The organism is Paenibacillus praedii, from assembly GCF_049725345.1.
Taxonomy (GTDB): Bacteria; Bacillota; Bacilli; order Paenibacillales; family Paenibacillaceae; genus Pristimantibacillus.
Map to the genome: position 1 here is coordinate 414,357 of NZ_JBMWAM010000001.1, position 13,531 is coordinate 427,887.

Annotated in this window: 14 protein-coding genes; all 14 read right to left on the minus strand. The window is 52.6% G+C overall.

Features of this window, described 5'->3' with window-relative positions:
* Nucleotides 1–3: 3 nt before the first annotated feature.
* The 14 genes from ACO9K6_RS02055 to ACO9K6_RS02120 all read right to left on the minus strand — a co-directional run bounded on the left by ACO9K6_RS02055 (nt 4) and on the right by ACO9K6_RS02120 (nt 13,519).
* Nucleotides 4–765: a Stp1/IreP family PP2C-type Ser/Thr phosphatase gene (locus ACO9K6_RS02055; protein ID WP_424765855.1), complete on the minus strand. Its 762-nt coding sequence runs from the start codon at nt 763–765 to the stop codon at nt 4–6.
* 7 nt (nt 766–772) lie between these two features.
* The gene (gene rlmN / locus ACO9K6_RS02060) at nt 773–1,819 is read right to left on the minus strand and encodes a dual-specificity RNA methyltransferase RlmN (protein ID WP_424765856.1); all 1,047 of its coding nucleotides are present in this window, start codon (nt 1,817–1,819) and stop codon (nt 773–775) included.
* A 98-nt stretch (nt 1,820–1,917) separates the two neighbouring features.
* Nucleotides 1,918–3,462 (minus strand): 16S rRNA (cytosine(967)-C(5))-methyltransferase RsmB, encoded by a 1,545-nt coding sequence (gene rsmB / locus ACO9K6_RS02065; protein ID WP_424765857.1) that lies wholly within the window; start codon nt 3,460–3,462, stop codon nt 1,918–1,920.
* The gene (gene fmt / locus ACO9K6_RS02070) at nt 3,463–4,413 is read right to left on the minus strand and encodes a methionyl-tRNA formyltransferase (protein ID WP_424765858.1); all 951 of its coding nucleotides are present in this window, start codon (nt 4,411–4,413) and stop codon (nt 3,463–3,465) included.
* A gap of 4 nt (nt 4,414–4,417) precedes the next feature.
* Nucleotides 4,418–4,903: a peptide deformylase gene (gene def / locus ACO9K6_RS02075; RefSeq protein WP_424765859.1), complete on the minus strand. Its 486-nt coding sequence runs from the start codon at nt 4,901–4,903 to the stop codon at nt 4,418–4,420.
* A gap of 42 nt (nt 4,904–4,945) precedes the next feature.
* Nucleotides 4,946–7,438, minus strand: a complete 2,493-nt coding sequence (gene priA, locus ACO9K6_RS02080; RefSeq protein WP_424765860.1) for a primosomal protein N' — start codon at nt 7,436–7,438, stop codon at nt 4,946–4,948.
* Nucleotides 7,435–8,649: a bifunctional phosphopantothenoylcysteine decarboxylase/phosphopantothenate--cysteine ligase CoaBC gene (gene coaBC / locus ACO9K6_RS02085; protein WP_424765861.1), complete on the minus strand. Its 1,215-nt coding sequence runs from the start codon at nt 8,647–8,649 to the stop codon at nt 7,435–7,437. Before coaBC ends, priA begins: the two co-directional genes overlap by 4 nt.
* Before the next feature lie 55 nt (nt 8,650–8,704).
* Nucleotides 8,705–9,238 (minus strand): YfiT family bacillithiol transferase, encoded by a 534-nt coding sequence (locus ACO9K6_RS02090; protein ID WP_424765862.1) that lies wholly within the window; start codon nt 9,236–9,238, stop codon nt 8,705–8,707.
* Between the two features lie 109 nt (nt 9,239–9,347).
* On the minus strand, nt 9,348–9,884 hold the full coding sequence (locus ACO9K6_RS02095) for an NUDIX hydrolase (protein ID WP_424765863.1): 537 nt from the start codon (nt 9,882–9,884) through the stop codon (nt 9,348–9,350).
* Nucleotides 9,885–9,911: 27 nt separating this feature from the next.
* Nucleotides 9,912–10,097 (minus strand): hypothetical protein, encoded by a 186-nt coding sequence (locus tag ACO9K6_RS02100; RefSeq protein WP_424765864.1) that lies wholly within the window; start codon nt 10,095–10,097, stop codon nt 9,912–9,914.
* Between the two features lie 89 nt (nt 10,098–10,186).
* Nucleotides 10,187–10,396, minus strand: a complete 210-nt coding sequence (gene rpoZ, locus ACO9K6_RS02105; protein WP_424765865.1) for a DNA-directed RNA polymerase subunit omega — start codon at nt 10,394–10,396, stop codon at nt 10,187–10,189.
* A 16-nt stretch (nt 10,397–10,412) separates the two neighbouring features.
* The gene (gmk, locus tag ACO9K6_RS02110; protein ID WP_424765866.1) at nt 10,413–11,030 is read right to left on the minus strand and encodes a guanylate kinase; all 618 of its coding nucleotides are present in this window, start codon (nt 11,028–11,030) and stop codon (nt 10,413–10,415) included.
* A gap of 13 nt (nt 11,031–11,043) precedes the next feature.
* Nucleotides 11,044–11,304 carry an extracellular matrix/biofilm regulator RemA gene (remA, locus tag ACO9K6_RS02115; RefSeq protein WP_005548256.1) on the minus strand — a complete coding sequence of 87 codons (261 nt, stop codon included), beginning with the start codon at nt 11,302–11,304 and terminating at the stop codon, nt 11,044–11,046.
* Nucleotides 11,305–11,635: 331 nt separating this feature from the next.
* Nucleotides 11,636–13,519 carry a bifunctional homocysteine S-methyltransferase/methylenetetrahydrofolate reductase gene (locus ACO9K6_RS02120; protein WP_424765867.1) on the minus strand — a complete coding sequence of 628 codons (1,884 nt, stop codon included), beginning with the start codon at nt 13,517–13,519 and terminating at the stop codon, nt 11,636–11,638.
* Nucleotides 13,520–13,531 lie beyond the last annotated feature (12 nt).

Genomic DNA, 13,531 nt, shown 5'->3' on the forward strand with positions numbered 1-13,531 from the left:
TAATCACCCCTCTTGATTCTTGCCAGCCGCATCTTGCAACAGAACGACCGTAATATTGTCGTCCCCTCCAGCATGCAGTGCCAGCTGAATGAGTTGATCAGCCTTCGCTTCCAGCTCAAGCTGTTCCGTGGTGACCGTTTGCAGCATTTGCTGCTCGCTTACCATATTGGACAATCCGTCGCTACAAAGGAGCAGTACATCCTGCGATGACCACTCTACCTCTTGTATATCGATCTCGATTCGAGCATCTGTTCCGACCGCACGCGTCAGCACGTTGCGCCGTGGATGATGAGCAGCCTCCTCAGCGCTTAGCTGGCCGGATTTCAGCAATTCATTGACGAGTGTGTGATCATCCGTTAATTGCGTAATGACGCCTTCCTTAATCTTGTAGGCGCGGCTGTCACCGACATGTCCAATAATAGCATTGTCCTTCTTGACTAAGGCTGCCACGATCGTGGTACCCATGTTGTGATAATGCTCGTTACGAACGCCCATTTCGTAGACAGCGTCATTCGCCTGCGAAATCGCCTGGCGAATGAGCATTTTGCCTTCCTGCACTGACAAATCAGCCTTTGCTGCACTCTGCTCCAGCATACGGCGGAAAGCATCTACTGCCTTCTGGCTTGCCACATCGCCAGCCTGATGACCACCCATCCCGTCTGCGACGATGGCAAGTGTTACGCCGTTATTAAGCTGACCCACCCATGCCTGGTCTTCATTTACTTGACGAACCCGTCCAATATCACTGCGGTTTGCCGTTAACAATCCGTCATCACCCCGTCGTGGACTCCATATGTTTCGCTCTTAATTGACCGCAGGCGGCCGCAATGTCATGCCCTTGCTCCCTGCGAATCGTCACACTAACCTTATTACGCTCCAGCACCCGCTGGAATTCAAAAATATCCTCGCGCGGCGTCCGCACGTAATTGCGTTCCGGCACATGGTTAACAGGAATCAGGTTGACATGGCACAGCATGTCCTTCAGCACCTCAGCCAGCTCCTGCGCGTGCTCCGGACGGTCATTTACGCCGCCGATGAGCGCATACTCAAACGTAATCCTGCGGCCTGTCTTCGCGATGTAATGATGGCAAGCGGCCATAACGTCTTCAAACGGAAAGCGGCGGTTAACCGGCATCAGCTTTGAGCGAAGCGCATCATTAGGCGCGTGTATGGAAAGCGCCAAATTAATTTGCGTATTCTCGTCCGCGAATTTATACATGCTTGGCACAATTCCGCTTGTCGATACCGTAATGTGACGCTGACCGATATTAAGCCCCTTCTCATGAATCATCAGACGCAGGAACGTCATAGTCGCATCGTAATTCTCGAACGGCTCGCCAGATCCCATAATAACGATACTGGATACACGTTCGTTGGTCGCATCAAGCATTTGCTGCGCAGTCACCACTTGGGCTACAATCTCGCCCGCGGTCAGATTGCGCTTAAGTCCGCCAAGCGTCGAGGCGCAGAAGGTGCAGCCAATACGGCAGCCTACCTGCGTCGTAACGCAAATGCTGTTGCCGTAATTATGGCGCATAATAACGGTCTCGATCGCATGATTGTCATGAAGACCGAATAGAAACTTGACCGTACCGTCCTTGGATTCGAATCTTGTGATTTCATTGAGCGTCAAAATTTCGAAATGCTCATCCAGCTTGTCGCGCAATTCTTTCGGCAAATTGGACATATCTTCAAAGCTCTTTACCCGCTTCACATATAACCAGTCAAACAGCTGTCCGCCGCGAAATGCCGGCTCACCGTTGTCCTTCATCCATTGTTGAAGCTGATCGAGCGTGTAGTCATAGATACACGGTTTCATATTATCACACCTGTACTTTAAAGTAGGGCGGCTTACGCAGATGCGTGCCGCCATCGATTTATTTTACCACAAACGCCCATGTTGAGCCATAAGCCCGCTTAGGGGCGTCTAACCATACGTGCAATATAGAAGCCATCGCTGTCAAAATGCTGCGGAAGAAGCTGGGCTTGGCCATCGAACTGGTCGCCGATTGCGCCCGCATTCCTTAGTTCATGAATGATCGGTTCCGGCCAATTTCGGTCAAGCTCAAATTCAGGATGCCCCTGCAGGAAATGAGCTATCTGCCGTTCATTCTCATCCTGTTCAATCGTACAGGTGCTGTATACGAGTACGCCCCCAGGGCGCACCAAGCCGCATACAGCGTCCAGCAAACGCTTCTGGACAGCCGCTATTTCTGAGACATCACCTGCGGTTTTTGTCCATTTAATTTCTGGTTTGCGCCTAATCACACCAAATCCAGAGCACGGCGCATCAAGAAGAACGGCATCCATCGACTGGGACTTGAATCGCTCGCTCAGCTTCATGGCATCCTCCGTAATGGCTTCCACATTGCGAAGCTTAAGCCGTTCGGTTTGCGTTACGATAAGCTCACGCTTATGCGCATGCAAATCATTCGCCCACACCTTGCCCTTGCCTCCCATTAGCTCGGCCAGATGCGTGCTCTTCCCGCCAGGTGCCGCGCAGCAATCCAGCACTTGCATGCCGGCTTTCGGGGCTACAACCTCGGCGACCAGCATGGAGCTCTCATCCTGCATGGTCCATAGTCCCTCGCGGAAGCCTTCCGTATCCGCCAAATTGCCGCCGCGGTTGATCGTAATACCTGCCGGGGCTACGTCGGAGGCGTCAGCATCATAGCCTTCCGTCCTCAAAGCGGCAATAAGCTCATCGCGGCTGCCGCGCAACGTGTTCGCCCGTATGCTCGCCTTCGGCTGCTCATTTCCTGCGGCGCAAATTGCCTCTGCCGTCTCCACGCCGTAAGCCTCTGCCCAGCGGCTTACCAGCCACTCTGGATACGAGTGCCGCAAAGCGATTTGTGCAATGGGATCTGCGTTCTTAATAGCTGATGGCGTAAGCTCCGCTCGTCCACGGTCGATGCTTCGCAGCACGCCGTTCACCATTCCCGATATACCGGCATGGCCGCGCCTCTTGGCGATCGTTACCGCCTCGTTAACCGCCGCGTGAGCAGGGATGCGATCCAGATAAAGCAGCTGATACGCGCTCATACGGAGCAATTGATGCACCCACGGCTCAAGCTTATGTAAGCCTTTAGAAACAAACCCGCTGAGCCAGTGATCAAGTGTAGCTTGTCTTTGAATGGTGCCGTAGACGAGCTCAGTAACAAGCCCCGCATCCGCGCGCTGCAACTGCGCTTCCTGCAGCGTGCGGTTAAGCTGAAGATTGCTGTAAGCGCCGGTCTGCGCCACTTTGACCAAAGCATCCATCGCCAGCTCTCTCGGTGATTTCGCTTTACGCGCTGCCTGCTGCGGCTGGGCACCTGCGTGCACAGTTTTTCTGCCATTGGAGCCGTTGCGCTTACTGCTCGCTTTCGGTTTCACGCTCGGGCTTGAACCGGACCTTCGACCTGCATCAGAAGGGCTGCCGCCACTCCGTTGTGCGGGCTTATGCTTGCTGCCTTCCGTCATTTAAGCACCTCCGTCTTCAAATCGGGTGCCCGGCTCAAGCCGGGCACCCTTCAGCCAGTCGGCTGCGCTCATGGCCTTCTTGCCGGCAGGCTGAATTTCCTGCAGCAAGAGTATGCCCTCGCCTGTTTGTACCTTAATGCCGCTATGATCAGCTGCAATTACAGTGCCTGGAGTCGTTTCGGCACGATCTGATGTAAGGGGATCCACAGCGCAGGCCCGCACTTTGAACACTTCTCCACCTAGGTAGGTGAAGGCGCCGGCCATCGGAGACAATCCCCGTACCTGGTTGAAAATGGCGCGGGCCGACTTCCTCCAATCAATACGCTCATCTTCCCGCGTAAGGTTCGGCGCATAGGTCGCTTGCTCGTCCTCCTGCTTCACCGCTTTTGCTTCTCCCGCAATGACGGATGGCAGCGTTGTTCCTAACAGCTCCGCTCCAGCTACGCTCAGCTTCTCGAACATCGTACCCGACGTATCCTCGTCGGTAATCGGCAGCTCGACAACACTGATCATATCGCCCGTATCCAGCCCTTCGGCCATATACATTATCGTAACGCCTGTGGAGCTTTCTCCGTTGATGATGGACCGCTGAATAGGCGCACCGCCGCGATATTTCGGCAGCAGTGAGCCATGCACATTGATGCAGCCCAGGCGAGGAAGCTCAAGCACCGCCTTCGGTAAAATTTGTCCGTATGCGGCCGTTACTATCAGATCAGGCTTCAGCTCGGCAATCGCCGCAACCGCCTCCGCGCTTCTCATTCGCTCCGGCTGCAGGACAGGCAGACCGAACGACAACGCCGCTTCCTTGACAGGCGGCGGCGTCAATGTTTTTTTGCGGCCCTTCGGCCGATCCGGCTGCGTTACGACCGCAACGACATTATACTTCTGCTCCAGGAGCAGCTTCAATGAGGGAACGGCGAACTCCGGCGTTCCCATAAATACAATACGCATGAAGCTATTCGCCGCCTTTTCTAGGTCTTTCCGTAATATCGTATACATTCTGCGCCAAATCGGTAAACAGAATACCGTTCAAATGATCGACTTCATGCTGGAACGCACGCGCGAGGTAACCCGTTGCTTCGATCGTAAACGGCTGTCCGCTGCTGTCTTGACCGTTGACAACGATGCGATCAGCGCGAAGCACATCTCCGTTCAAATTCGGAATGCTCAGACATCCCTCCGCACCAAGCTGCTCGCCTTCCTGCTCGACAATGACCGGGTTGACCATTTCAATAAGGCCGTTCTCATCGCCTACATCGACCACGATTACGCGCTTTGAAATGCCAATCTGAGGGGCGGCAAGACCAACGCCTTCCGCATCGTACATCGTTGCCGCCATATCCTTCAGCAGCTTTTGCAAATTAGGGTTAAACTTCGTTACTTCTTTCGCCACTTCTCGCAATACCGGATCGGGGTCTTTCACAATAATTCGGATACCCATTCTATGCCCATCCTTCTCATTCTGTAATATAGTAATAGCTATTTATAATATAACTTGCGGATCAACGTCAATGCTGAACTGCACCTGCTTTTGCGGCGGTCCGTCCGTGAATGGCGCGAGCGCCCTGCGAACGAGCGCTGACGCATCAATATTACCACGATATTTTATCACACATTGAAAACGGTAGCGATCCTTTATTCTCGCGATTGGCGATGCAACAGGCCCTAGCACCTCTACCGCTCTGGAGAAGCCGCTGTTTAAAGGGATTAGCACGCCCTCGTGTTCTGCCAGCTCGCGCAGGGACGCCGCGAAGCGTTCACTGACCGAAGAAAGCAGCGGAAGCTGTTCATGCGACATTGTCACCAATATAAGCCGGCAATAAGGAGGGTAACCCATCATCCCGCGGTGTCTGAGCTCCTCATTGACGAACGCCGCATAATCATGCTGCTGCGCGGTCATGATCGCGTAATGCTCGGGGACATAGGTTTGAACGACAACCTCACCTGGCAAATGATGCCTGCCCGCTCGGCCCGCAACCTGGGTAAGCAGTTGAAACGTCCGCTCCGCTGCACGGAAATCCGGCAAATTAAGAGAGGTGTCCGCCGCAATCACGCCCACAAGAGTAACATATGGAAAATCCAGCCCTTTTGCTACCATTTGCGTGCCGAGCAGCACATCCGCTTTCCGCTCGCCAAATTGCTTCAGCAGCTTTTCATGCGAATTTTTCTCCGTCGTCGTATCGACATCCATACGAATGACACGAATGCCGGGAAACAGCTTTGCAAGCTCCTCCTCTACCCTTTGCGTACCTGTACCGAAATAGCGGATATGCTCGCTCTGGCAGGAAGGGCAGGTCGTGGGCGCTTGCTCAGCATGGCCGCAGTAATGACAACGAAGCACACGGGTTTTCTGATGATAAGTTAGCGAAATATCGCAATGCGGGCAAGCTGCCGTGTAGCCGCAGGAGCGGCACATCACGAAGGTCGAATAGCCGCGCCGATTAAGCAGCAGCACGGATTGCTCGCCGCGCTCCAGTCTCTCGGCGAGCGAGCTGTGCAGCAATCGGCTGAACATCGAGCGATTGCCCTCCTTCAGCTCCTCGCGCATATCGATCACGGTAACCGGCGGCATCGGTCTGCTGCCTACCCGATCGGGCATTGGCAGAAGCGCCGGCTCACGGCCTTGATCGCGATCCGTCAAGGGACGGCTCGCAGCCGCAAAAGATTCTAGGGAAGGCGTGGCCGATCCAAGCACAACTGCCGCGCCATGCTGTTTAGCTCTGCGCACCGCCACGTCCCTTGCATGATATTTCGGACTCTCCTCCTGCTTGTAAGAGGTTTCGTGCTCTTCATCAATAATGATCAGGCCAATGCGCTCAAACGGCGCAAAAATAGCCGATCGCGCGCCGATGGCTACCTGTACCTGACAATTGCGGATCTTGCGCCACTCATCATAACGCTCGCCATTGGAGAGCCTGCTGTGCAGTACAGCTACCGCATCGCCGAAGCGGCCTTTAAAGCGCTCCACCATTTGCGGCGTCAGCGATATTTCGGGAACGAGGACGATCGCTTGTTTCTCCTGCTCCAGGCAAAATTGGATCGATTGCATATAAACCTCGGTTTTACCGCTGCCGGTAACGCCGTGCAGCAGCATCGTCTGCGGTTCACCTGCGTCAACTGCCCTCACAACGCGGGCGTAAACCTCCTCCTGTCCCTCCGTTAGCGGCAAAGGTGTCGTCCGTTCAAAATCACGATCGGCATAAGGATCGCGCTGCTGCTCCACCTCGCGGAGCTCAAGCAGCTCTTTCTCTACAAGGGAGCGAACGCTGGCTGCTGATCCACCCGCTTCAGCCAGCAGCTGCTGCAGCGGAATCGGACCGCCATGCTCGAGCATGAAGGAAAGCATCTCACGCTGCTTAGCCGCTCTAGCGGGCAGCTCCGCCAATGCCGAGCGGATCGTTTCCACGTCTGCAGGAACAAATACCGTCAGCACCTTACGTATGGCAAGCCTGTCCCTAATGGACGTTTGCTCGACGAGCACGCCTTCACGCAGCGCTGACTTCACGATTCGCGCATGCTCTGGGAACTTTTCCAGCAGCGCCTCCAGCTTTACGAATTGTCCACTTCCGCCAATCCAATTCAAGAGCGCAGGCGGCAAATCCTCAGCCGCCGCCTCATCATCCTGGATGCCGACAAGCCGCTCAGCCTTGCCCTTTAGAGCAGCTGGAATCATTGCCTGCAGCGCCGTTGTCCACGAGCAGCAGTATTTTTCGCTAAGCCACTTTGCGAGCTCAACAAGATCCGGCAGCAATGGCGGCACAGGATCAAGCAGCTCGGAAATAGGTTTGAGTCTTTTCGGATCGATATCCGTCTCAGCCGCTAGCTGCGTCACGAAGCCCTGCAACACCCTTCCTCCGAAGGGAACTCCCACACGGCTGCCCACCTCAATCCATTCCTCCATGGCCGAAGGCACCTCATAATCAAAAGGCCGATCCGTCTGGCGGCTCGGCACGTCTACAATGACTTTAGCAATCATGCTTCATACCCTCCAGAGTGGGGAAGCCTATCTGCAATCAACTCCAATAATCGATTCGCAACCTCGCGCTTCGACAGGAGCGGCAGCGATTCCAGCAGCCCCTCCTCGCCAAATATTTGTACAATATTCGTGTCGCCGTTGAAGCCGGCACCATCCTTGCTGACATCGTTTGCGACAATAAGGTCACAGTGCTTGCGGCGCAGCTTGTCCATCGCGTAATAGTCGATTCGTTCCGTTTCTGCTGCGAACCCGACCAAAAACTGCTGCTTCTTCCGCTTCCCCAGCGTCTCCAGTATATCCGTCGTTCGCTCAAGCTCAACGACAAGCCGCTCACCGGTCTTCTTGAGCTTCTGCTCACTGATAGCCGCCGCCCGATAGTCGGCCACGGCCGCCGATTTCACAACAATATCCATTTCATCATATAGACTCGTTACCGCATCCAGCATTTGCTGTGCGCTCTCGATCCTAACCAGCTTCACACCCGCTGGAGGCGACGAAGACGTACGGCCGGCAACTACCGTAACCTCAGCACCCATCAGCAGGGCAGCCTCGGCAATGGCAAAGCCCATTTTTCCAGAGGAATCATTCGTCAAATATCTTACGGGATCAAGCCGCTCCATCGTGCCGCCTGCCGTGACCAGAAGCCGCTTGCCCGCCAGTTTTCCGCTTTTGGCAAACCACGCTTCGATCGCTGCAGCGATCTCCTCCGGCTCCGCAAGCCTTCCCTTCGCCACATAGCCGCAGGCCAGCTGTCCTGTACCGGGCTCTATGAACAGCGCCCCGCGCGAAGCAAGCAGCTCCATATTGCCGACGACAGCCGGATGCTCATACATATGCACATTCATAGCTGGCGCAATAATAATGGGACAAGTCGCAGCCAGCAGCGTCGTGCTAAGCATATCGTCGGCATGACCGCCCGCAAGCTTCGCAATTACGTTAGCTGTAGCCGGAGCGACAACGATCAGATCCGCATGATCCGCCAGATCAATATGCGATACGACCGCCGGGTTACGCTCATCGAATGTATCGATATAAACAGGATTGCGCGATAACGTTTGCAAGGTTAACGGCGTAATAAATTTGGTTGCCGAATCCGTCATAATGACATGTACATTCGCACCCGCCTGCACCAGCTTGCTGCAAAGCGCTGCGCTTTTATAGGCCGCAATTCCACCTGTAATACCGAGTATTATTGATTTTCCTTTTAACATGCTGTATCTCCCGTCTTCCAGTAAGCAGCAGCTGCTAAAGCTCAGCTCACACTTTTCACTCAGGCTGCCAATCTTTCCGTTCTCTCAAGCTCGTGATTTGCGCAACATGGTGTCTGCCATGCCAAGAGACGAATCCAAGGAAATAGGCCAAACCCATTTGACTGCCTTTCTCCGGATGATAGAACATTTTCTCAAAATCAGCCGTCGTCATCGATCGCAGCAGCAGCACCCATCGTGCATAGATGCCCTCTATAATAGCTAAGCTTACTTCCGGAGAAGCCTGCAGGCTGTCTGCCGTCTCGGCCCAGCGCTCTTCATGAAACGGCTTGATCGTAGGATTCGCTTCCGTAATCGCAAGCTTAAAGCGCGAGAAAGAATTCATCGCTGCATCCGCGATATGATGAACAACCTGACGCACGGTCCAGCCCCCGCTCCGATAAGCTGTATCAAGCTGTGAATCGTCCAGATCTGCAATGGCTGCGCGCAATTGTGAAGGAAGCTTCTCTATATCTGATATCCACTGCTCTCGGTGCTTAGCGGTCATTCCCTCGAACGAGTATCTGCCAATCGGATAACGCAATTTATCCATTCCGTTCCCTCCCAATTCTCGATCACTGCATCATACAAGCGCTTCCTCTATCATACCATACGACATCCCAAAAACTAACTAGCGCATATCAATTTGAGCAGTCACAAAATTATGAGCTTCTTGTTGTTCTTAGCTCATGAGCCAGCCTGTAAAGCTCTGCAATATCGAAGCGCCCAATTTCCTCGAACCTGCTAACCGCCTCTGCAATGTCGACAACCTCTACCGCAACAACCTGTTCACCATCGGGCGGATTTAACGGTTCACCGACAATAGCAACCTCCCCATAACCGATCATTCTAACAAAATTCGGATGCGGAATATGCGGTCGATACGGCTCTTCCGCAAATGACTGGCAGCGAAAACAGCCGAAAGGTGTATACGAGACAAGCTCCGCTCCGAGCTCCTCCCTTACCTCTCGCGCCAGCGCATCCATATGGTATTCATTAGGCTCCAGCGTCCCGCCTGCAAGCTCCCATTTTCCGTTATCAATTTTCATCACGACATATTGCTCGTCAACTGTAGGGATGATGCTAATATTGCTGATCATTGCCGCATCCACTTCATAATCAAGTGAAAAGCAATTTTCCACAAAACCGATAACTATACCCTTCGACAAGGTTGGAAATTGACTCATTGTGACGTTCATAGGTGATACTTCCTTTTCATTTATTTATTAACCATTCATGAACTGTATAACTCCGATTCCAATAAAAAGCACAAAAAAAACGATCAAAAAGGCAATAATGAACCTTATCGGACCTGAACCTCTCCGCTTCGAATGCTCAGTCAGCCTCTCGACCTCCAGCTCCAGCCTTTGCAGCGACTCCTTCAATTCCTTCATGTCCTGCTCATCCGCCAATGCTTTCCCTCCTTCATCCGAATAAAAAAAGGAGTGCACGACTGTCGCCAGCCTGCAATCCTTCTTGTCTTCATCATGATGGTAAAAAACTAATCCTCTTTTGTAGGAATCTTCTCTACCTGGAGAATGTCTCCGTAAATTTCCTCTAGCGCAACGCCCACGAACTTGCGGGAGCGTGGATTACGAAGCTCGGACTTATCCCCGTTGCGAAGCATGCGGGCACGTCTCGAGGCAGCAACGACAAGCGTGTATTTGCTGTCTACTTTTTTCACCATTTCATCAATGGACGGATATAACATCGTTCATTCTCCTCACTCAAGCTTTCTCGATTGCGGCTACCATATCTGTAACATAAGGCAAATAACGATCTCTACGGCAATGCTCGGCAATAATAATGCTGCGAATACGATCGCAGGCAGCATCAATTTCGTCATTCAGAACCGCGTAATCATAATGACGCAGCAAATTCATTTCCTCTACGGCAACCGTCATCCGATTATTAATCGTATCCAACGTTTCTGTACCGCGGCCTGTAATCCGCTGCTTCAGCTCGTCCAAGGAAGGCGGCAGCAGGAATACGAATATGCCGTCAGGAAACTTCTGCTTAACTTTAAGCGCTCCCTGCACTTCAATTTCCAAAATAACGTCCTTGCCGCTCGCTAAAGTGCGCTCGACAAAATCACGCGGTGTTCCATAATAATTGCCAACGTATTCCGCATGCTCCAGCAGCGCGTCACGCGCAATCATTTCCTGGAACTGCTCTCTGCTCTTGAAAAAGTAATTGACGCCGTCTACCTCACCCTGCCGCGGCGACCTAGTCGTTGCCGAAACAGAGTAGATTAAATCAGGTATCTTATTACGAAGAACTGAGCATACCGTTCCCTTTCCGACCCCTGAAGGACCGGACAACACAAGTAACAATCCCTTATCCATATTACTCCCCGTACTATTCGTCGTTATCGTCATCCTTTGTGGACAAGCGATGAGCAACCGTCTCCGGCTGTACCGCTGATAAAATAACATGATCGCTGTCAGTAATAATAACAGCCCGCGTGCGGCGCCCATATGTTGCATCAATGAGCATATGTCTGTCTCGCGCTTCTTGAATGATCCGCTTAATCGGAGCCGATTCCGGGCTTACGATTGAAATAATGCGATTTGCCGATACAATATTACCGAATCCGATATTAATAAGTTTAATAGCCAAGCCTGGTTCCTCCTCCGCCTACGGTCTCCCATGTGCATCTGCCTGTGAATCATCCAAAATATAATAAAATATAAATACGACAAATGATGTTCTTGCCAAATACCGACAGAACTACTGCACTATTGTTGACGAAAAAAGTGCGGTGCATACGTCTTGAAGCACGATAAAGCATATGCCATAGCTTCTGTTGGACGGTCTGTCCCTACTATGCTCTAAGCAGCATGACAACTGTATCCATGCCTTATTTTAATTGATTTTTCACAATCGAACAAGCAAAAATGCGAAAACAAGCAAAAAGGCCAGTTTTCGCACACATTTCGTCACCTATGAATTACGTCGATTGGGTCTGTTCCCAAACATATTTTGTAAGCTGAACACCCATATCATAGAACATGAACGGTGTGATCAGATAAATGCCGTTAAAGTGCGGCAAGGCAGCATCAAGCAGCTCCTTGGCGATTTGTACGCCTTCGGCGCGGCCTGCTTCGCCTTCCAGACCGGCCATTCGCTGTCGAACCTCATCTGAAAGCTGGATGCCAGGCACCTCGTTATGCAAGTACTCGGCATTTCGTCCGCTTGCCAGCGGCATAATACCGATAAAGACCGGCACGGATAAATGCTTTGTTGCCTCCGCGATCCGTTCAATCAGATCAGGATCATATACCGGCTGCGTCATAATGTAATCTGCGCCTGATTTTATTTTGCGCTCAAGACGCTGAACCGCTTTGTCCAAATGCTTTACATTCGGGTTAAACGCGGCGCCAACGACGAACTTCGCCTTTTGCTTCAACGGCTTGCCCGAGAAGGCTGTCCCATCATTCAACTGCTTGATCATGCGAATCATTTCGAAAGAGGTTAAATCATAGACTGAGCTTGAGTCAGGCAAATCTCCGAATCTGGCCGGATCTCCCGTCACTGCCAGAACATGATCGATATTGAGCGCATCAAGACCCATCATATGCGACTGCGTGCCGATGAGATTGCGGTCTCGGCATGCGATATGAACAAGCGGACGCAAGCCAATTCGTTCTTGCACGAGAGCCGCGAGCGCAATATTGCTCATCCGGGTAACTGCAAGCGAATTGTCAGCCATCGTAACCGCATCCGCCTTCGCTTCCTTAAGAGCCGCTGCGCCATCCATAAACTTGCGGATATCGAGATCGCGCGGCGGATCAAGCTCCACAATAACCGTATGCCGCTTCTGCACAAGCTCGACGATAGAAGGCTCACTTGCAGCAGCATGCTTTGACTCAGCAACCGCATTGGAAGGTCCCGCCTGATGAGCGGCCGGCTGTACGACAATCTTCTCCGAAGTCTTAACGACCGACGAAACTTGTCCGCTCTGCGGCACGTAACCGTCAAGCGCCGCAGCCATCGCTGCTACATGCTCAGGCGTTGTTCCGCAGCAGCCGCCGATAAGACGTGCTCCGCGATCAGCAAACCGCATCGCCGTCTCCGCAAAATATTCAGGTCCTGCAGAGTACGTATATTTGCCGTCAATATAATCAGGAATTCCGGCATTCGGATAGACAGATAACGGTAAGCCGACAGGCCCCTCGATCGCATCGATCGCTCTCATGATGCCGTTAGGACCGCTGCGGCAGTTGAAGCCTACAACATCAGCGCCCGCAGCTTGAAGCTGATCGAAAGCGTTCTTCATCCCGTTGCCTTCCTGCGTGCGGCCAACATCCTCTACCGCAAACTGGCATATGACAGGCAGGCTCGTAGCGGAACGTGCAACCCCCAATGCAAGCAGCATTTCGTCAAGATCGTAGAACGTCTCCAGCAGCAGCCCGTCTACGCCTTCTTCAAGAAGCGTATGCATTTGACGCTCGTAAGCTTCTTTTACTTTTACAGTGCGTAAATTTTTAAGTTTTCCGTCTCGAATGGAGCCCACCGCGCCAACGACATACGCGTCAGCTCCAATGGCCGCACGCGCTGCTCGCACGCCGGCACGGTTAATGGCTTCCATCTCGCCTTCCAGACCATATTTAGAAAGCTTCTCCAAATTGGCTGAGAAGGTATTCGTTTCGATCACCCGCGCCCCTGCTTCGTAATAGCGGCGGTGAATATTTTCAATCACGTCAGGTCGAAGCGTATTAAATTCTTCATAAGAAACGCCGACAGGGAACCCCATCTGATAAAGATAGGTTCCCATCGCGCCGTCCCCGGTCAAGATACGCTGCTCCAGCGCTTCCCGCAAATCCGGTTTCATTTTATTCCTACC

Excerpts from the sequence above, each read along its gene's own strand:
- ACO9K6_RS02120 (WP_424765867.1), bottom strand. The coding sequence starts at position 13,519 with ATGAAACCGGATTTGCGGGAAGCGCTGGAGCAGCGTATCTTGACCGGG.
- priA (WP_424765860.1), bottom strand. The coding sequence starts at position 7,438 with ATGATTGCTAAAGTCATTGTAGACGTGCCGAGCCGCCAGACGGATCGG.
- ACO9K6_RS02095 (WP_424765863.1), bottom strand. The coding sequence starts at position 9,884 with ATGAACGTCACAATGAGTCAATTTCCAACCTTGTCGAAGGGTATAGTT.
- coaBC (WP_424765861.1), bottom strand. The coding sequence starts at position 8,649 with ATGTTAAAAGGAAAATCAATAATACTCGGTATTACAGGTGGAATTGCG.
- rlmN (WP_424765856.1), bottom strand. The coding sequence starts at position 1,819 with ATGAAACCGTGTATCTATGACTACACGCTCGATCAGCTTCAACAATGG.
- def (WP_424765859.1), bottom strand. The coding sequence starts at position 4,903 with ATGGGTATCCGAATTATTGTGAAAGACCCCGATCCGGTATTGCGAGAA.
- rpoZ (WP_424765865.1), bottom strand. The coding sequence starts at position 10,396 with ATGTTATATCCGTCCATTGATGAAATGGTGAAAAAAGTAGACAGCAAA.
- gmk (WP_424765866.1), bottom strand. The coding sequence starts at position 11,030 with ATGGATAAGGGATTGTTACTTGTGTTGTCCGGTCCTTCAGGGGTCGGA.
- rsmB (WP_424765857.1), bottom strand. The coding sequence starts at position 3,462 with ATGACGGAAGGCAGCAAGCATAAGCCCGCACAACGGAGTGGCGGCAGC.
- ACO9K6_RS02090 (WP_424765862.1), bottom strand. The coding sequence starts at position 9,238 with ATGGATAAATTGCGTTATCCGATTGGCAGATACTCGTTCGAGGGAATG.
- fmt (WP_424765858.1), bottom strand. The coding sequence starts at position 4,413 with ATGCGTATTGTATTTATGGGAACGCCGGAGTTCGCCGTTCCCTCATTG.